This window comes from Pseudomonas fulva (assembly GCF_023517795.1).
Taxonomy (GTDB): Bacteria; Pseudomonadota; Gammaproteobacteria; order Pseudomonadales; family Pseudomonadaceae; genus Aquipseudomonas; species Aquipseudomonas fulva_D.
On the sequence record NZ_CP082928.1, the window covers coordinates 354,568 to 371,539 of the forward strand.

Annotated in this window: 18 protein-coding genes; 7 read left to right on the forward strand and 11 right to left on the reverse strand. The window is 65.2% G+C overall.

Annotation, left to right across the window (positions count from 1 at the left end):
• Positions 1-102: 102 nt before the first annotated feature.
• On the reverse strand, positions 103-2,559 hold the full coding sequence (locus K8U54_RS01440) for a glycogen/starch/alpha-glucan phosphorylase (RefSeq protein ID WP_249908553.1): 2,457 nt from the start codon (positions 2,557-2,559) through the stop codon (positions 103-105).
• Positions 2,560-2,578: 19 nt separating this feature from the next.
• Positions 2,579-2,974, reverse strand: coding sequence for a DUF2513 domain-containing protein (locus K8U54_RS01445; protein ID WP_249908554.1), 396 nt, complete (start codon positions 2,972-2,974; stop codon positions 2,579-2,581).
• A gap of 215 nt (positions 2,975-3,189) precedes the next feature.
• Between K8U54_RS01445 and K8U54_RS01450 the strand changes: the two genes are divergently transcribed.
• Together K8U54_RS01450 and K8U54_RS01455 are read left to right on the forward strand one after the other, a co-directional pair.
• Complete coding sequence (locus tag K8U54_RS01450; protein WP_249908555.1) at positions 3,190-3,567, forward strand: termination factor Rho; 378 nt, start codon at positions 3,190-3,192, stop codon at positions 3,565-3,567.
• A gap of 11 nt (positions 3,568-3,578) precedes the next feature.
• Positions 3,579-3,836, forward strand: a complete 258-nt coding sequence (locus K8U54_RS01455) for a YgaP family membrane protein (RefSeq protein WP_249908556.1) — start codon at positions 3,579-3,581, stop codon at positions 3,834-3,836.
• Between the two features lie 155 nt (positions 3,837-3,991).
• On the opposite strand, the gene K8U54_RS01460 is transcribed toward K8U54_RS01455, so the two are convergent.
• Positions 3,992-4,384, reverse strand: a complete 393-nt coding sequence (locus tag K8U54_RS01460) for a hypothetical protein (RefSeq protein ID WP_249908557.1) — start codon at positions 4,382-4,384, stop codon at positions 3,992-3,994.
• Positions 4,385-4,580: 196 nt separating this feature from the next.
• Here K8U54_RS01460 and K8U54_RS01465 point away from each other — a divergent pair, with 196 nt between their 5' ends.
• Together K8U54_RS01465 and K8U54_RS01470 are read left to right on the forward strand one after the other, a co-directional pair.
• A complete protein-coding gene (locus K8U54_RS01465) occupies positions 4,581-5,030 on the forward strand; it encodes a MarR family winged helix-turn-helix transcriptional regulator (protein WP_249908558.1) in 450 nt (149 codons plus the stop codon).
• 191 nt (positions 5,031-5,221) lie between these two features.
• Entirely contained in the window at positions 5,222-5,650 is a 429-nt protein-coding gene (locus tag K8U54_RS01470) for an organic hydroperoxide resistance protein (RefSeq protein ID WP_073264773.1), read from the forward strand.
• 61 nt (positions 5,651-5,711) lie between these two features.
• Here the strand turns inward: K8U54_RS01470 and K8U54_RS01475 are convergent, their stop codons facing one another.
• On the reverse strand, positions 5,712-5,987 hold the full coding sequence (locus K8U54_RS01475) for a putative quinol monooxygenase (RefSeq protein ID WP_249908559.1): 276 nt from the start codon (positions 5,985-5,987) through the stop codon (positions 5,712-5,714).
• A gap of 60 nt (positions 5,988-6,047) precedes the next feature.
• The gene (locus K8U54_RS01480; protein WP_249908560.1) at positions 6,048-6,785 is read right to left on the reverse strand and encodes an SDR family oxidoreductase; all 738 of its coding nucleotides are present in this window, start codon (positions 6,783-6,785) and stop codon (positions 6,048-6,050) included.
• Between the two features lie 275 nt (positions 6,786-7,060).
• Here K8U54_RS01480 and K8U54_RS01485 point away from each other — a divergent pair, with 275 nt between their 5' ends.
• Positions 7,061-7,972 carry an AraC family transcriptional regulator gene (locus K8U54_RS01485; RefSeq protein ID WP_249908561.1) on the forward strand — a complete coding sequence of 304 codons (912 nt, stop codon included), beginning with the start codon at positions 7,061-7,063 and terminating at the stop codon, positions 7,970-7,972.
• Between the two features lie 146 nt (positions 7,973-8,118).
• Here K8U54_RS01485 and K8U54_RS01490 read toward each other — a convergent pair whose 3' ends face one another.
• From K8U54_RS01490 to dnaX, 6 genes are all read right to left on the reverse strand, one after another.
• The gene (locus K8U54_RS01490; RefSeq protein ID WP_249908562.1) at positions 8,119-10,608 is read right to left on the reverse strand and encodes a TonB-dependent siderophore receptor; all 2,490 of its coding nucleotides are present in this window, start codon (positions 10,606-10,608) and stop codon (positions 8,119-8,121) included.
• A gap of 114 nt (positions 10,609-10,722) precedes the next feature.
• Entirely contained in the window at positions 10,723-11,670 is a 948-nt protein-coding gene (locus tag K8U54_RS01495) for a FecR domain-containing protein (protein WP_249908563.1), read from the reverse strand.
• Between the two features lie 3 nt (positions 11,671-11,673).
• Entirely contained in the window at positions 11,674-12,180 is a 507-nt protein-coding gene (locus K8U54_RS01500) for a sigma-70 family RNA polymerase sigma factor (protein ID WP_249908564.1), read from the reverse strand.
• 120 nt (positions 12,181-12,300) lie between these two features.
• Positions 12,301-12,900 carry a recombination mediator RecR gene (recR, locus tag K8U54_RS01505; RefSeq protein ID WP_249908565.1) on the reverse strand — a complete coding sequence of 200 codons (600 nt, stop codon included), beginning with the start codon at positions 12,898-12,900 and terminating at the stop codon, positions 12,301-12,303.
• A 257-nt stretch (positions 12,901-13,157) separates the two neighbouring features.
• Positions 13,158-13,484: a YbaB/EbfC family nucleoid-associated protein gene (locus tag K8U54_RS01510; RefSeq protein WP_013791929.1), complete on the reverse strand. Its 327-nt coding sequence runs from the start codon at positions 13,482-13,484 to the stop codon at positions 13,158-13,160.
• A gap of 17 nt (positions 13,485-13,501) precedes the next feature.
• Positions 13,502-15,571 carry a DNA polymerase III subunit gamma/tau gene (dnaX, locus tag K8U54_RS01515; protein ID WP_249908566.1) on the reverse strand — a complete coding sequence of 690 codons (2,070 nt, stop codon included), beginning with the start codon at positions 15,569-15,571 and terminating at the stop codon, positions 13,502-13,504.
• A 597-nt stretch (positions 15,572-16,168) separates the two neighbouring features.
• On the opposite strand from dnaX, the gene K8U54_RS01520 reads away from it, so the two are divergent.
• Both K8U54_RS01520 and K8U54_RS01525 read left to right on the forward strand, forming a co-directional pair.
• Positions 16,169-16,390, forward strand: a complete 222-nt coding sequence (locus tag K8U54_RS01520) for a hypothetical protein (RefSeq protein WP_249908567.1) — start codon at positions 16,169-16,171, stop codon at positions 16,388-16,390.
• A gap of 113 nt (positions 16,391-16,503) precedes the next feature.
• Entirely contained in the window at positions 16,504-16,791 is a 288-nt protein-coding gene (locus K8U54_RS01525) for a DUF3509 domain-containing protein (protein WP_249908568.1), read from the forward strand.
• Positions 16,792-16,972: the final 181 nt, after the last annotated feature.

The following is a 16,972-nucleotide window of genomic DNA, read 5'->3' on the forward strand; positions in this document are numbered from 1 at the left end:
AAGCGGTGCCCGGCAACAGGACGGACGGCAGGCAACCTGGTGGCGCAAAGCAAAAAGCCCGGCATGCGCGAGGCATGCCGGGCTCTGCTCGTTGCCTATCGGTCAGCCGTCGAGGCCGCCCACGTTCCAGATCTCCTTGGCGTACTCGCGAATGGTGCGGTCCGAGGAAAACCAGCCGGTACGGGCGGTGTTGAGCACCGCCGCCTGCCACCAGCGGTCCGGCGTGCGCCAGAGGATGTCGACCTTGCGCTGCGCCTCCCAGTAGGCCTGGAAGTCCGCACAGACCAGGAAGCGATCATGGGCCAGCAGGCCATCGATCAGGCCCGTGTAGCGGCCCGGGTCGTCCGGCGAGAACACCCCGGAGCGAATCGCCTCCAGGGCCCCCGCCAGCCGCTCGGAGGCGGCCACCTCGGCGCTCATGTTCAGGTCACGGCGCGAGCGCGCGGCGACCTGCTGGGCGGTCATGCCGAAGATGAACATGTTCTCGCGGCCGATCTGCTCGGACATCTCCACGTTGGCGCCATCCAGGGTGCCGATGGTCAGCGCGCCGTTGAGGGCGAACTTCATGTTGCTGGTGCCGGAGGCTTCCAGCCCGGCGGTGGAGATCTGCTCGGAGAGATCCGCCGCCGGGATGATCACCTCGGCCAGGCTGACGTTGTAGTTGGGGATGAACACCACCTTGAGCAGCCCGCGCAGGGTCGGGTCGGCGTTGACGGTGCGGCTGATGTCGTTGGCCAGCTTGATGATCAGCTTGGCCTGGTGATAGCTGGCCGCGGCCTTGCCGGCGAAGATCTTCACCCGCGGTGCCCAGTCGGTGGCCGGGTCGTTGCGCATCGCCTGGTACAGCGCCACGGTGTGCAGCAGGTTGAGCAACTGACGCTTGTATTCGTGGATGCGCTTGACCTGCACGTCGAAGATCGCTTGGGTATCCAGGCTGATGCCCATGCGCTCGCGCACCAGCTCGGCCAGGGCGCGCTTGGCGTGCTGGCGCTGGGCAGCGAACTGCTTGCGGAACGACGATTTGGCGGCGAACGGCTCGAGCGAGCGCAGGGTGGTCTCCGGCGTGTCGAGCACGCCCTCGCCCAGGGCGCCGACCAGCAGCTCGGTCAGTTGCGGATTGGACTGGTACAGCCAGCGGCGAAAGGTCACGCCGTTGGTCTTGTTGTTGATGCGCTCCGGGTACAGGCGATGGAAGTCGCTGAACACGCTCTTGCGCATCAGGTTGGTATGCAGCGCCGAGACGCCGTTGATGCTGTGCGAGCCGAGGAAGGCCAGGTTGCCCATGCGCACGCGGCGGCCATTGTCCTCGTCGATCAGCGAAATGGAGCGCAGCAGGTCGAAGTCGTGGATGTCCTTGGCGCGCAGCGAATCGATGTGGTAGGCGTTGATCAGGTAGATGATCTGCATGTGCCGTGGCAGCAGGCGTTCCATCAACGACACCGGCCAGGACTCCAGGGCCTCGGGCAGCAGGGTGTGGTTGGTATAGGACAGGGTCGCGGTGGTCAGTTTCCAGGCTTCGAACCATTCCAGGCGGTACACGTCGACCAGCAGGCGCATCAGCTCGGCCACGGCGATCGCCGGGTGGGTGTCGTTGAGCTGGATGGCGACGCGGTCGGGCAGCGAATGAATGTCGAGATTCAGCTCCAGGTGCCGGGCGATCAGGTCCTGCAGCGACGCCGAAACGAAGAAGAACTCCTGGCGCAGGCGCAGTTCCTGGCCGGCTTCGGTGCTGTCCGCCGGGTAGAGCACCCGGGAAATGCTCTCGGCCTTGACCACGTCAGCCACGGCGCCGAAGTGGTCACCGGCATTGAAGCGCTCCAGCTGCAGGTCTTCCTCGGCGCGGGCACGCCACAGGCGCAGGGTGTTGACGCTGGAATGACGCCAGCCGACCACCGGGGTGTCATAGGCGATGGCGCGCACCTGTTCGTTGGGGTGCCATTCGTGACGGGACACCTCGGCCGAATCGGCCAGGTTCACCACGCTGCCGCCGAAGCCGACGCTGTAGCTCACCTCCGGGCGCTCGAACTCCCAGGGATTCCCGAAATCCAGCCAGGTCTCGGTGTGCTCCTGCTGCCAGCCGTCGACCACCACCTGGCGGAACAGGCCGTGCTCGTAGCGAATGCCGTAGCCGTGGGCGGCGATGTTGAGGGTCGCCATGCTTTCCATGAAGCAGGCAGCCAGGCGGCCCAGGCCACCGTTGCCGAGGGCGGCATCGGGCTCCAGGTTGCGAATCTGCTCGAAATCCACGTCCAGCTGCGCCAGCGCTTCGCGGGCGGTGTCCAGCAGGCCGAGGTTGCTGAGGTTGTCGACCAGCAGGCGGCCGATCAGGAACTCCAGCGAAAGGTAGTAGACGCGTTTCTGTTCCTGGCGATCGACCTGCAGGGAGGCGTCTTCCCAGTGGTCGATCAGGTGGTCGCGAGCCGCCAGGGCGACCGCCTCGAACCAGTCGTGGGCAAAGGCGTTGCCCGGGTCCTTGCCCACCGAATACCTGAGCTTGGCCAGGATCAGTTGTTTGAAAGTATCGACGTTGTCTGTTGCTTTCACTGCTTCCTCGGCCATTGCAGGTTCGCTCCCTGAATCAGTTGTAGACGTGGCCGTTATGACCCTCTTCGCTACCGCGACTGGCGAACAGCATGGAGTCGGCGGTCGGCGCGTTCTTCAGCCCTTCATAGGTGATGCCACCGGCACGAGCCTGCAGATAGGCCTTCTTGGCTTCCCACAGCGCCTCCTCGCGAATGCCGTCGAGCAGGTCGTGACCGGTCAGGGTCAGGCCGTTGGCGATGGAAACCGGCGCGCCATTCCAGGGATGGTGCTGGGAGCACTCGATCAGGTTGGCCTGGCACATCAGATGAATATGGTAGCTGACCGATTCGGCGCTGTGCTCGCCGACCTGCTGCGGGTAGAAGTGGTGTCCGGTTTCCAGTGCTTCGATCTGCAGCAGCAGTTCACGGATCAGTTCCCAATCGCGTTTCATCATTGATCTCCTTGAATGAGGTTAGGTGGCCGGGGGACGCATGCCAGAGCTTGGCGCCCCTGCCACGGGCACTTAGCAATGAGTCCGGCACCGGCGACAGAGTTCAATGCGTCTGCCGAATTGCCGACGACCACTCATCCAGCCCTCTGAACTCGACGCCGTGGCGCCCTGCCCCATGGGTATCGACCCATGCCATTGCTGACCAGGAGACCGACATGCCACGTGGAAGCAAAGACAAGTACACCGCAGCCCAGAAGCGCAAGGCAGCGGCCATCGAATCCAGCTACGAGGACCGCGGCATCGCGCAAGACGAGGCCCGTGCCCGGGCCTGGGCGACCGTCAACAAACAGTCCGGGGGCGGCGAACGTGCCGGCGGCTCGGGGCGGCAGACCAGCGCCAAACAGAAGAGCAGCGCCCGCCAGGATTCTGCCCGTCAGGCAGCGGCCAGCCGCCGCGGTGAGACCCATCCCAACCGCCCACTGGACGAGCAGAGCAAGCAGGAGTTGCTGCGCCTGGCGCGTGCCCGCCAGATCAGCGGGCGCTCGACGATGCGCAAGGCCGAGCTGCTCAGCGCCCTGAAGAAAGCCTCTTGATGGGAGTTTCCATGCCCGCACACGACAGCAACGACAGTTCCGCCAACCTGGCGCCCCTGGAACGGGTGATTTCCATCGCCGGTGGCGCACTGCTGATTCGCAAGGGGCTGGCCATTGGCGGCGTGTTCGGCCTGACCGACATCGCCGCCGGTGCGCTGGGCATCTTCCGCGGCGTGACCGGCATCTGCCCGGCGAAACGGCGCATGGCCGCCCGTGGCAAGGCCGCCACGCTCAAGCGCCTACCACCGCCACGGCGCCTGCTGGACTAAGATCCGGCGGCTCAGCTGGGCGGATTCAACCGCTCGAGAACCGGGTGGGAGGGGCTTTGGCCGCGAGCTCTTTACGCCTGGCCAGGCACGATCGAGGCAAAAGCGGATCGCCGCCCGCCCCCCTGCCACAAAAGTGCCGTGCCTACCGTCTGCGTCTAGCGGTAGGAGCAGATCATCGCCAGGAACTGGTTCTCGGTGCTGGTGCCATGGGGCGCGGCTTCGTCCCAGAGCAGCAACTCGCCGTTGTAGTAGGCGAAATACAAAGCGCCGTCCTGATCATCGCGCTTGGCGAAACCGCACACCGCCGGGTCTTCGCCGGCCGCGTTGGCCGCCGTGCCGAACAGGGTGTCGAATTCGACCCCACCGGAATCGATGGCAGTGAACAGGCTGGCTTTGGCCGCCTCGATATCGGCATCACTCGGTGTGACCTGCACCCGGGTCGGGTTGCTCTTGCCGGTCACCGGCGCCTGCAGCGCCGGCGGCTTGCCGGGCGCACTGCAGCCGACCAATAGCAACAGCGCGGCGAACCCCGCCATCAAGCTCTTCATGTCTTCCCCCCTGATGACTGATCGATGCCGCGTAACCATCACAGGCGGCGTCGCATTGTATGCCAGATGGGTGCCGGCGAGGTGATCGGCGCCCATTGCAGGCCACTCACCGGCGCCCTGCTCTGCCGCTTTGGCTGGCATCGACCGGATTGGCGCGCTAAATTGCGCCCTCGCCCGCCCTCATCCCGGAGCCTCCATGACCACCGACGACACCTGCGCCGATCTGCTGCTCGACAACCAGGTGTGCTTCGCCCTGCATTCGACCTCGCTGATGATGACCAAGGTCTACAAGCCGCTGCTCAAGAAGCTCGGCCTGACCTATCCGCAGTACCTGGCGATGCTGGTATTGTGGGAAGGCGACGGCATTACCGTGAGCGAGATCAGTGCGCGCCTGCTCACCGACCCCGGCTCGCTGACGCCGCTGCTCAAGCGCCTGGAAGCCGAGGGGTTGATCGACCGCAAGCGCAGCAGCAGCGACGAGCGCGTGGTGCACCTGCACCTCACCGACAAAGGCCGCGCCCTGCACGCCGAAGCCCGGCAGATCCCCGGCTGCATTCTCGATGCCAGCGCCCAGACGGCCGAGCGCCTGGCCAAGCTCACCGCCCAGCTGACCGCCCTGCGCAAGCAGTTGCAGGACAGCCTCTGAGCACGTGCGTGCAATCGACAGCTAACCATCCGGGTCTACACTGAGCCTCACTCGAGGATGCCGGTCTCGCCCGCTTGCGATTTTCCTCGAAAAATACCTTGCGCACTAAATAAATCACGACTAGAGTTCACCCCGAACAGTTAAGTTGCGCACTAACAAACATCGCACAAACAAAATACGAGGATTTCACCATGTCGATCGAAACCGTTGCCTACCGCGCCTACGCCGAAGCCACTGGGGGCCGTGAAGGCCGTGCCATTTCCTCCGACGGCGTGCTGGATGTCGCGCTGACCACGCCCAAGGAGCTGGGCGGCGCTGGCGGCCAGGGCACCAACCCCGAGCAGCTGTTCGCTGCCGGCTACTCGGCCTGCTTCCTGGGCGCGATCAAGTTCGTCGCCGCCCGTGACAAGCACAAGGTGTCGCCGGATAGCTGGATCGAAGGCATCGTCGGCATCGGTGCGGTGCCCACCGGTTTCGCCATCGAGGTGGAACTGAAGATCACCCTGCCGGGCCTGGACCGTGAAGAAGCCAAGGCACTGATCGACAAGGCGCATATCGTCTGCCCTTACTCGAACGCGACCCAAGGCAATATCGACGTGACCCTGACCCTGGTCGAGTAAACGCCCGCCGCAGCAACGCAAACGCCCCGGTCGATACCGGGGCGTTTGCGTTGCTGCGGCGTCAGGCGGCGCGGCTTTGCAGTTGCTGTATGGCGCCACTGCGCCAGGCACTGGCGAGCACCTCCTGCAATAGTGGCTGGGCGAAATAGCGCTCCAGATCGCGGCTGCTGCGCCAGCGGCTGTGCAACTGCCAGCGCTGCCGATCACGTTGTAGTTCGAACGCCAGGCAACCTTCCAGGCGCCGCGTTGGCTCCAGCAGGTCACGCAGGTAGCCACCCAGTTCCTCACAACGACCTGGAGCGGCTTCGAGCACGGTGATGTGGGTCTGCAGGGTCATGTTTTTCTCCCTCGATCTAGTCGGCGATGCCACGGCAGATCCACCGTGGCATCGGCCCTGTCAGTGGATGCTCGCGGTCGGGCGCACCACCAGTTCGCTGACGTCGACGTCGGCCGGTTGCTCGATGGCATAGGCCACGGCACGGGCGATGGCCGACGGGCTGATGGCCACCTTGCGGAATTCGCGCATGGCGTCGCGGGCACCCTCGTCGGAGATGCTGTCGGCCAGTTCGGATTCCACCACGCCAGGCGATACCAGGGTGACGCGAATATCGCCGCCGACTTCCTGGCGCAGGCCATCGCTGATCGCCCGTACCGCGTACTTGGTGGCGCAATACACCGCTGCGGTCGGTGACACCCGGTAGGCACCGATCGACGCCACGTTGATGATCTGCCCGCTGCGCTGGGCCTGCATGACCGGCAAGGCCGCAGCGATGCCGTGCAGCACGCCACGGATGTTGACGTCGATCATGCGGTTCCACTCGTCCAGCTTGAGTGCTTCGATCATCGACAGCGGCATCACACCGGCATTGTTGAGCAGCACATCGATGCGCCCATACTCGGCCACGGCGGCATCCGCGAAGGCCTGCACATCGGCGGCGTCGGTCACGTCGAGACGACGGGCGATGGCCTGGCCGCCGGCAGCGCGGATATCCGCCACCAGTTGCTCGAGGCGTTCGACTCGACGGGCGCCGAGTACCACCCGCGCGCCCTGCTCGGCCAGCAAGCGGGCGCAGCCTTCGCCGATGCCGCTGCTGGCGCCGGTGATCAGGACGACTTTTTCTTGGATGTTGTTCATGGTGCGATCCTCTGGTCAGGGCGGCGTACCCGCCGCGATGGATCCAGAGTAGGAGCCGGATACATTTCTGCGTTAGCCGGATACTGGAACATTCTTGCCTGATCGTGCAGATCTGCGCTCGAGCTCAGCCTCCGCCCGCCCATTACGGGGCATACAGCGCGGACGATTGCCTAATGCTGTGCAACGCTTGCCCAATACTCCGAAGATCGCTGGCCGCGCAGGACGTCTGGGCAATTCCCGGATAGGCTTCGCACAAATTCGCGAGTGAGTAGACGATGCAACCCGACCAGCCTGATGACCTGGCCCTTCGCCAACGCGAACTGGCCCACCTGATTCAGCAGCACACCCCGGCCGAGGGCATGCACGAGACCTTGATCGACGGCCTGGGGTTGGCCTACACCACGGCGCCCAGCCTACCGATGCCGACGCTCTATCGGCCGTGCCTGTGCATCATTGCCCAGGGCCGCAAGGAGGTTCGCCTGGGCGCCGAGCAGTATTACTACGACCCGCTCAACTACCTGGTGGCTTCGGTGACCTTGCCGGTGACCGGCCAGGTGATCGAAGCCACCCCGGAGCAGCCGTACCTGAGCGTGCGCCTGGATATCGACCCGGCGCTGATCAGCGAACTGCTCTCCGCCGCCGGCCCGATCGGCCTGCCGGCGCCCGGCACCAAGCGCGCGCTGTTCGTCGACCGCCTGGACGCCTCCATGCTTGACGCGGTGATTCGCCTGCTGCGCCTGCTCGACGCCCCGCGCGACGCCGCCATGCTGGCGCCGCTCGCCCTGCGCGAGATCTTCTATCGGCTGCTGCGCAGCCCCCAGGGCCAGCGCCTGCGCGAGATCGTCATGGCCGACAGCCAGAGCCACCGTATCGCCCGCGCCATCGAATGGATCAACCGGCATTACGACAAGCCCCTGCGCATCGAGGAGCTGGCCCGCGAGGTCAACCTCAGCGCCTCGACCCTGCACCACCGCTTCAAGGCCGTCACCGCCCTGAGCCCGCTGCAGTACCAGAAGCAGCTGCGCCTGCAGGAAGCGCGCAGGCTGATGTTCAGCGAAGGCCTGGAAGCGGCCTCGGCAAGCTTCCGCGTCGGCTACGAGAGCCCCTCGCAATTCAGCCGCGAGTACAGCCGCCTGTTCGGCGCCCCGCCGCTGCGCGATATGCTGCGGCTACGCAACGCGGGCTGAGCGCTGGAAAGCGATAGCGGCCGTTCGCTGATCCACTGTGGGAGCGCGCCATGCGCGCGAAAAATCGCGGGCATGGCCCGCTCCCACAGGTGGGGCGCCTTACGCCCGCTTTCGCCACTTTGCGAACTCAACGATGGCGCAGCGTCTCAGAAACGCTGAGTCAGGGTCGCCGTCACCGTCCGCTCCTCGCCCAGATAACACGCAACCGCCGAATAGCAGGATGCCACGTAGTACTCGTCGGTGAGGTTGTTGGCGGTCAGCCTGAGCGAGGTGCCGTTCAGGCCGACCTGGCTCAGGTCATAACCCACCGACGCATCGAACAGGGTGTAGGACGGCACATCGAAGTCGTTCAGCTCACTGCCCTCGCTCTGCCCGACATAGCGCGCACCGGCGCCGATACTCAGGCCGGCCAGCGGGCCGTCACTGAAGCGGTAGTCGGCCCACAGGCTGGCCATGCGCTCGGGCGTCTGCGGCGGGGTATTGCCCTTGGCGTCGACCACGGCGCTGCCGGCGTTGACGAAGTAGGTCTTGCTGTACGACACGTCGGCGTAGGTGTAGCTGGCGATCAGCTGCAGGTTGTCGACGGGCTTGAAACGCGCCTCCAGCTCGACGCCGCGGGAACGAATGCCGCCGACGCCCTTGTAGAAGCTGTCGGTGACCAGGCTGTTTTCCTTGGCGAACAGGTTCTCCATCTCCAGGTTGAAGAACGACAGGGTGTAGAGGTCGTCGGTGCCCGGCGGCTGGAACTTGAGGCCGGCTTCCCATTGCTCGCCGGTGGTCGGGTCGAGGATCTGCGCACCGCTGGAATAGTTGGAGGTCGGGTTGAACGAGGTCGAGTAGCTGACATAGGGCGACACGCCATTGTCGAACGCATAGAGAACGCCGACATGGCCGCTGAGTTTCTCGCCCTGATTGTCGTCCTTGCCACTGATCTCGTCATCGATGGACACGTCGTACCAGTCCTGACGCAGGCCGAAGGACAGGTTCCAGTTGTCGATCTCGACCAGGTCCTGCAGGTACAGGCCGGTCTGTTTCTGCCGGCGCAGGGCGTCGGTCACCGGGGTGATGGAGGTCAGGGGATTGTTGTCGTAGACCGGATCGAACACGTCGATCGGGGTAACCGAGCCGGGCGGCTGCAGGATCGAGTTGTCACGCTGGTCGGCGATCTTGTTCTTCGAATACTGATAGTCCAGGCCCAGTACCAGGGTGTGCTGGGCCGCGCCGGTGGCGAAGTCGGCCTGCAGCATGTTGTCGACGATCCAGGCGTGCAAACGCTCCTGGCCACCGCTGTAGCCGCGGTACAGCTCGTTGCTGGTGTCGCTCAGGTAGCCGGAGGCCCAGACCTGGCTGTTCGACACCCGGGCATCCACGTAGCGGAAGTTCTGCCGCGCACTCCAGGTGTCGTTGAAGCGGTGCTCGACCTCGTAACCGGCCATCTGCTGGGTGCGGGTGAACTCTTCCACGCCCGGGTCGCCCTCGAAAAAGCCGCTCGAAAGGCGCCGGCCATCGCGCTTGTGCACGGTGCCGGAGGCCGGCAGGCTGCCGTGATAGCCGCCGTTGGGATCATCCTGCAGGTAGGCGTAGAGCGTCATGAAGGTGTCGTCACTGAGGTTCAGCGCCAGGCTGGGCATGAGCGCATAGCGGGTCTCGGTGACGTGATCGGCCTGGGAATCGGCATCCTTGGCCAGACCGACGACGCGGTAGGCGATGTTCTCGTTCAAAGGGCCGGTGACATCGAAGCCCAGGGACTTGCGGGCATTGTTGCCATAGGACAGGTCCACCCGGCCGGACTGGGTGAATTCCGGTCGCTTGGTGCTGATGGCCGCCAGGCCGCCGGGGTTGCTGCGACCGTAGAGCACCGAAGACGGCCCTTTGAGAATGTCGATGCGCTCGATGAAGTACGGGTCGATCTGCAGGCTGCTGTAGGAGCCGGGATCGCCCATGGACTTCAGGCCGTCGATGGTGATGTTGTCCACCGAGCCGTCGTTGATGCCACGAATCGCCAGATAGTCGTAGCGGTGGGTGTTGCCGTAGGGGTTGGTCAGCACGCCCGGGCTGTAGCGCATGGCATCGGCGGCGCTCAACGCGCCCTGGCGCTCGATCTGCTCGCGGGTGACCACCGACACGCTTTGCGCGGTTTTCGCCAGCGCCTTGCTGGTCTTGGTCGACACGCTGCTGTGGGTGGCGTTGTAGCCGTCCATGCTGCCCAGCGCGTTGCCCAGGGCGAAGGCGCGCACATCGGTGCTTTCCAGTTCCAGCGAGCCGGTCCCCGTCTGCGCGGCAGCCTGCAGCGAGTAGCCGCCATGACCATCGGCGACGGCCTGCAGGCCGCTGCCCTGCAGCAGCCGCGCGAAGCCCTCGTCGACACCGGCCTCGCCCTGCAGCCCGGGGCTCTGTTTGCCGGCGGTCAGCCGCCCATCCACCGACAGCAGCACGCCCGTCTCCGCCGCGAAACGGCTCAGCGCCGTCGACAGCGAACCCGCCGGAATCTGGTAGCTGCGCGCTGCCTGCTGGTGGCTACCGACCTCAATGGCCTGGGCCTGCACGAGAAGCGGTGAGCAGGTCGCCAGGGCCAGGGTGGCCAGGCGGATCGAGCGGCGCAGATCAAGGGGCGAGAAGCGGAGCGGTGACGACATGCAGGAATCCTCGAGACAACGCCCGCGCAGGGTGCGCAAGGGCCGGATGCACTGAGGCCAAGCGAGATCGCAAAAGGGGAACCACCATCGCAAGATTTTTTGCACGCCAGGTCGTCAGCCGGCCAGTGGTTCTATCGTCACCCACCAGGGCAAACGCCGGTTGACGCGGATCGGCAGGCTGCCGGCCAGGGCCTGGAGAATCCGCTCGGGGTCGCCCAGCGGATAGGCACCGACCAGGCGCAGATCGGCCACCCGCGGGTCGCAGCCCAGATAACCCGGCAGGTAATCGGCCAGCTCCGCGATGAAATCGCCCAGGGGCCGGTCATTGGCCAGCAACACGCCGCGACTCCAGGCCTGACGCGCCGGGTCCACCGGCTCGCTGGCCGAGATGGCGTCACTGCCGAAGCGCACCTGATGGCCGGCCTGCAACACCTGGGCAGAATGCCCGGCCCAGGGTTCGATACGTACCGCCCCCGCGAAGACGCTGAGCTGGCTGAAGCCATCGCCCTCGCGCACGCCGAAACGCGTACCCAGGGCCTGCAGCCGCCCGTGGCGGGTATCGAGCAGCAGGGGCCGCGGATCGGCTGCCGTGTCGATCAACACCTCGCCCTGCAGCAACCGCAACGACCGCGTCGAAGCGCTGTAGTCGATATCGACCGCCGTGCGGCTGCCCAGCCAGAGGTGGCTGCCATCGGCCAGGCGCCGCTCGCGGATTTCCCCCATACCAGTGCGCTCGCTGGCCAGCCACGCGCGCCACGGCTGGCCCTGCCCGGCAGCGGCCAGCAACCCTGCGCCGCCCAGCACGGCGAACAGCCCAAGCACCTGGCGCCGGCTGCGCGCCGGATGGCGCAGGGCCCTGGCCGCAGCGCGGCGATGGGTATCGGCCGGCAATCGGGCGAACTGGCTGCTGATCGCCTCGACCCGCTGCCAGGCCGCCGCATGCTCGGGGCGCGCCGCCAGCCACTGCTGCCAGGCCTGGCGCTGCTGATCGTCGACTGGCGGATCGGCAAGCACCGCGAACCACTCGGCGGCCTGTTGCAGGTGAACGTGATCAGGCGCCATGGCTCAGGCCTCGGCCAGCAACAGGCATTGCAGCATGGCCTGGGCCATGTACTTCTTGACCATCCGTTCGGACACCTGCAGGCGCGTGGCGATGGCCCCATAGGTCAGGCCCTCGAGCTGCGAGAGCAGGAACGCCTCGCGTACCCGGGCCGGCAGGCGCAGCAACATGGCGTCGATGGCCAGCAGGGTTTCGATGATCAGCTCGCTGGTTTCCGGCGAAGGTGCATGGGGCTCCGGCTGCAGGGCCAGGGCCTCGAGGTAGGCACGCTCGATCGCCTGGCGGCGCCAGTGATTGACCAGCAGCGAATGGGCGATGGTCGAGAGATAAGCCCGCGGCTCGCGCAGCGACGGCAACTCGCGATGCTTGGCCAGCAGGCGCACGAAAGTGTCCTGGGCCAGATCCGCGGCATTGTCCGCACAGCCCATGCGTTTGCGCAGCCAGCCGTTCAGCCAGCTGCTGTGCTCGAGGTACAGCTGCTGCAGGGACTGTTGGGAAGAGACGAGGGACATCGAGCACACCATCACCGCGCAGGAAAAACGCATGAATGGTAATGCTTCTCAGAAACAAATTATAGCTATTCCTAGCTCAGAGACAGCTGGCTGGGCATCACGCCCCCAAGTGACGGCCACTCAGAGGTTGATCGGCCGCCGCCCCGCCAGGGCGTGGGCCAGGGTGCCGCCATCGACCAGCTCCAGCTCACCGCCGAGCGGCATGCCGTGGGCGATACGCGAGGCGATCATGCCTTTGCCAGCCAGCAGCTGGGCGATGTAGTGGGCGGTCGCCTCGCCCTCCACCGTCGGGTTGGTGGCCAGGATCACTTCACTGAACTGCCCGGCCTCGATGCGCGCCAGCAGTTCGGGAATGCCGATGGCCTCCGGCCCCAGGCCATCGAGGGGCGACAGGTGGCCCTTGAGCACGAAGTAGCGGCCGCGAAAGCCGGTGTGCTCCACGGCATACACGTCCATCGGTCCTTCCACCACGCAGAGCAGGCTGTCGTCGCGGCGCGGGTCCTCGCAAATCTGGCAAAGCTCGCTCTCGCTCAGGCTGCGGCACGACTTGCAGTAACCCACGCCTTCCATCGCCTGGCTCAGTGCCTGGGCCAGCCGCTGGGCACCATTACGGTCGCGCTCGAGCAGTTGCAGCGCCATGCGCTGGGCGGTCTTCTGGCCGACACCGGGCAGGATGCGCAGCGATTCGATCAGTTGGCGGATCAGGGGGCTGAAGCTCATGGGGCGAGTGCTCGAAGAGGATGAAGCGAAAAGGTGTAACGGTCAGACGTAGCAAGGGCCGAACCACGCAGGTGACACCCATCGATCACCGACGGGGTCCACCTGCCTTACCTCTGGCCCAGGGAAATACGGTGGCGATCAGACGGCGTGCAGGGCAAGGCGCTGGCGAGCGAGGAACCGCAGTGTGCTGGTGCACATGAGGATTCCGAGCCCGCCGGCAACGCAGCCATGTGCGTCGGCTGGACGGCACGTGCCAATCAGAACGGCATCTTGAAGCCGGGCGGCAACTGCATGCCGGCGGTCATGCCGGACATCTTGTCCTGGCTGTTGGCTTCGATCTTGCGCACGGCGTCGTTGACGGCCGCGGCGATCAGGTCTTCGAGGATTTCCTTGTCTTCCTGCATCAGGCTGTCGTCGAGGCTGACGCGCTTGACGTCATGGCGACCGGTCATCACCACGCTGACCAGACCGGCACCGGATTGGCCGGTGACCTCGGCGTTGGCCAACTCTTCCTGCATCTTCTGCATCTTTTCCTGCATCTGCTGCGCCTGCTTCATCAGGCCGGCCATGCCACCTTTCATCATGATGTTGTCCTCGGTAGTCAGGGATTAACGACGTTATCGACGGGTTCGATACTGCCCGCACGCACGGAGGCGGCGAACTGGGAAATCATTTGCTGCACCAGCGGATCGTTCTGGATCGCGGCCTCGGCTTCACGCTGGCGATTGGCGCGCTTGCGGGCGGCAGCCTGGGCCGGGGTTTCCTGCTCGGGCTTGACCAGCTCGATGCTCAGCTGCATCTCCCGGCCATGGTAGGCGTTGAGGGCGTCGTTCAGGCGCCGCTGCTGGGTGGCGTTGAACAATGCACTGTGGCCAGGGTCCAGGTGCAAGAGCCACTTGTCGCCTTCGGCGGCGATCAGCGTGCAGTTGGCGGCGATGCTGCCGGTCATGCCGCTCAAACCCAGCTTGGGGAAGATCTCCAGCCATTCGGCGGCCAGGCCGGTGGCCGGCATCGCTGCCGGCTCCGGTTCCGGCTCGGCCTGGGGCTGATCGCCGCCGAGCGCATCGGCGAAATCGTAATCCAGGTTGTCGACGTCCATCGCCACGTAGTCGTAGTCGCCGGGTGGCGGCTCGTCATCGCTGTCGGGCGGGTTCAGGTCGCGGGTGTCGATCACCGGCACGTCGGCCAACTCGGGCACGGGCAGCTCGGCCGCCGGTTCCGGCTGCGCTTCGACAGCGGCGGCCGGCGGTTGCGGCACCGGCGCTGGCGCTGCGGCAACCGGCTCCGCTGCTGGCGCCTCGCTGACCGGCGCGGCAGGCTCGGCTCGGGCTGGCATCTCTTCCCAGGGCGGCGTGACGGCTGGTGCCGCCGCAACGGGTGCAGTCACCGCCGAAGCGACGACAGCCGGCGCAGCGGGCGGCTCGACAGCGGCCGGCTGGCTGGGCGCGGCTGGTGCCTCAGGCGCAACGCTGGCAATGGCAGGCGATGCAGCGGGCGCTGCATCGGCCACCGGGGTTACCTGGGGATCAGCCTTGGCCTGGCTGATCCCCAGTGGCTTTAGCGCCACCTTCGGGGCATCGCCCTCGCCGGCCGGCCGGAACGCCAGCATGCGCAGCAGCACCATCTCGAAACCGCTGCGCGGATCCGGCGCCAGGGGCAGGTCGCGGCGGCCGATCAGGCCCATCTGGTAATAGAACTGCACGTCTTCGGCGGGCAGCGCCTGGGCCAGGCCCAGCACGCGCTCGCGGTCGCCCTGGCCGTTGTCCACCGCATCCGGCAGCGCCTGGGCGATGGCCACGCGGTGCAGCACGTTGAGCATTTCGGCCAGCACGCCGCTCCAGTCCGGGCCCTGCTCGGCGAGCTGGCGTACCGCATCGATCACACCACGGGCGTCGCCTTCGATCAGCGCGTGCAGTACGCCATACACCTGGCCATGGTCGAGGGTGCCGAGCATGGAGCGCACGTCGGCCGCCAGCACCTTGCCCTCGCCAAAGGCGATGGCCTGGTCGGTCAGGCTCATGGCGTCGCGCATCGAACCATCGGCGGCGCGGCCCAGCAGCCACAGCGCGTCATCCTCGAACGGAATGTTCTCGGCGCCCAGTACGTGGCTCAGGTGCTCGACCACCCGCTCCGGCGGCATGTTCTTCAGGGAGAACTGCAGGCAGCGCGACAGCACGGTGACCGGCAACTTCTGCGGGTCGGTGGTGGCGAGCAGGAACTTGACGTGGGGTGGCGGCTCCTCGAGCGTCTTGAGCAAGGCGTTGAAGGAGCTGGTGGAGAGCATGTGCACTTCGTCGATCAGGTAGACCTTGAAGCGCCCACGGCTTGGCGAGTACTGCACGTTGTCGAGCAGCTCGCGGGTGTCTTCGACCTTGGTGCGGCTGGCGGCGTCGACTTCGATCAGGTCGACGAAACGACCCTCGTCGATCTCCCGGCACACCGAACAGGTACCGCAGGGTGTCGAGCTGATGCCGGTCTCGCAGTTCAGGCACTTGGCGATGATCCGTGCGATGGTGGTCTTGCCCACCCCGCGGGTGCCGGTGAACAGATAGGCATGGTGCAGGCGCTGACTGTCCAGTGCGTTGATCAGCGCCTTCAGCACATGGGTCTGCCCGACCATCTCGCGAAACGAACGCGGGCGCCATTTGCGTGCAAGAACCTGATAACTCATTGAAAACCGTCGCCAGAGGAAAGCAAAAGAGCGCTAATGCTAGCTCAAATCGACCAGCCAGTGCGACGCCGATCGGCGGCCACAAAAATATCAAAACGGGGCTGGCTATTTTTTATACAGCCGGGTATGATCCGCACCGTTCGTACCACGCTGCAAGTCATCCGGCCCCTGGGCCTTCCCGATGGTTTCCTGGCAATCGGCATCCAATCGATGCACGCATCGCTGCCAAGACCCCCTCCGCTGACTGATCTGGCCGTCCCGCTCACGCGCTGACCTTGCCAGTCTTCCGAAGTACAGACCCGCTCCAGCAAGCCGTTGAAGAACCACCTGCGTTGCCATTGCTGCGCTGAAGCCGTGCGCGGACACCAGTCCGATCGGAATGCTCATTTACAGCCCGTAAACTGCGCTTTCTCGCCCGCCTTCGCCTGGCACCGGCTGCCTCGCCAGGTATTCGACAGCCCGCTGGTTCCGCCCATATAGGTGGAACTTAAAAGCGCGCAGCTCGCTCCGATAACCAATCCCGTTGGCATAAGCCCGCGACCGGAGCCCTTTATTTATGGCGCGATCATGCGCCTGCAGTATCAGGAAACACCGATCATGAATACCAATCAACAAATCCAGACCGCTATCCATACCCTCTCCAACGCCTTCGCACCGCTGGCTTGCCATATTCTGGCCACGCGCAAGGGCAGCTTCAGCTTCACCGTGGTGGACCATACCGGCGTCGCCCAGCACAGCCAGCGCCTCTACCCCGGCCAGTACGGGGCGGACACCCTGCCGGGCGTCATCGAGCGTACGCGCCAGGCATTGCGTCGCTGAACATCGAGATAAATGCGAAATCCATCACCATAAGGGCGCGAAAAAGCAGCCATCGTCGAACTAAATGATTTTCAGTCACTCATAGGGGTTCCTACGTAAACTGGAGTTCGTCAATGGAAAATGGTCATCGACAGCTTGTCGAGAAGCTATTCGCCCCACTACGTGCCACCTTCAGTCGGCCTCGCCCGGACGGTAGCATCGTTCTCTCCCTGATCGATGAAGCGGACACCACCGCCTACAGCCGGGTCTTGCAGAAACTGCAGATCAACGATTCGAACGCTTTCGCTCAGAGCCTCGAAGACATCCGCCTGGAGCTGGCCGTCAGGGCCGGCAACATCCCGGCGGAAATGCGCAAGGTGCTCAAGGAGCAGGACAGCGTGATCAGCTACCACCACGCCTGACAGCTGTTCCAACCGAAGCCCCGCAGCCCACAAGGCGCGGGGCTTCGTCGTTTCTGTGCCCGGGGTCTGTACGAAAAGTCTCCGAGCGAAGGTCAGGCGAGGCAAAAATCGGTGAGGACGCGGAGTTTACGAGCTGTAAATGAGCAGTCCGAACCGATTTTTAACGAAGCATCACCGAGCG

Coding starts and splice junctions, on each gene's coding strand:
- K8U54_RS01455 (WP_249908556.1), top strand. CDS start 3,579: ATGCCCGCACACGACAGCAACGACAGTTCCGCCAACCTGGCGCCCCTG.
- K8U54_RS01495 (WP_249908563.1), bottom strand. CDS start 11,670: ATGGCGCCTGATCACGTTCACCTGCAACAGGCCGCCGAGTGGTTCGCG.
- K8U54_RS01525 (WP_249908568.1), top strand. CDS start 16,504: ATGGAAAATGGTCATCGACAGCTTGTCGAGAAGCTATTCGCCCCACTA.
- K8U54_RS01490 (WP_249908562.1), bottom strand. CDS start 10,608: ATGTCGTCACCGCTCCGCTTCTCGCCCCTTGATCTGCGCCGCTCGATC.
- K8U54_RS01510 (WP_013791929.1), bottom strand. CDS start 13,484: ATGATGAAAGGTGGCATGGCCGGCCTGATGAAGCAGGCGCAGCAGATG.
- K8U54_RS01500 (WP_249908564.1), bottom strand. CDS start 12,180: ATGTCCCTCGTCTCTTCCCAACAGTCCCTGCAGCAGCTGTACCTCGAG.
- K8U54_RS01440 (WP_249908553.1), bottom strand. CDS start 2,559: ATGGCCGAGGAAGCAGTGAAAGCAACAGACAACGTCGATACTTTCAAA.
- recR (WP_249908565.1), bottom strand. CDS start 12,900: ATGAGCTTCAGCCCCCTGATCCGCCAACTGATCGAATCGCTGCGCATC.
- K8U54_RS01475 (WP_249908559.1), bottom strand. CDS start 5,987: ATGACCCTGCAGACCCACATCACCGTGCTCGAAGCCGCTCCAGGTCGT.
- K8U54_RS01485 (WP_249908561.1), top strand. CDS start 7,061: ATGCAACCCGACCAGCCTGATGACCTGGCCCTTCGCCAACGCGAACTG.
- K8U54_RS01445 (WP_249908554.1), bottom strand. CDS start 2,974: ATGAAACGCGATTGGGAACTGATCCGTGAACTGCTGCTGCAGATCGAA.
- dnaX (WP_249908566.1), bottom strand. CDS start 15,571: ATGAGTTATCAGGTTCTTGCACGCAAATGGCGCCCGCGTTCGTTTCGC.
- K8U54_RS01465 (WP_249908558.1), top strand. CDS start 4,581: ATGACCACCGACGACACCTGCGCCGATCTGCTGCTCGACAACCAGGTG.
- K8U54_RS01450 (WP_249908555.1), top strand. CDS start 3,190: ATGCCACGTGGAAGCAAAGACAAGTACACCGCAGCCCAGAAGCGCAAG.
- K8U54_RS01520 (WP_249908567.1), top strand. CDS start 16,169: ATGAATACCAATCAACAAATCCAGACCGCTATCCATACCCTCTCCAAC.
- K8U54_RS01460 (WP_249908557.1), bottom strand. CDS start 4,384: ATGAAGAGCTTGATGGCGGGGTTCGCCGCGCTGTTGCTATTGGTCGGC.
- K8U54_RS01480 (WP_249908560.1), bottom strand. CDS start 6,785: ATGAACAACATCCAAGAAAAAGTCGTCCTGATCACCGGCGCCAGCAGC.
- K8U54_RS01470 (WP_073264773.1), top strand. CDS start 5,222: ATGTCGATCGAAACCGTTGCCTACCGCGCCTACGCCGAAGCCACTGGG.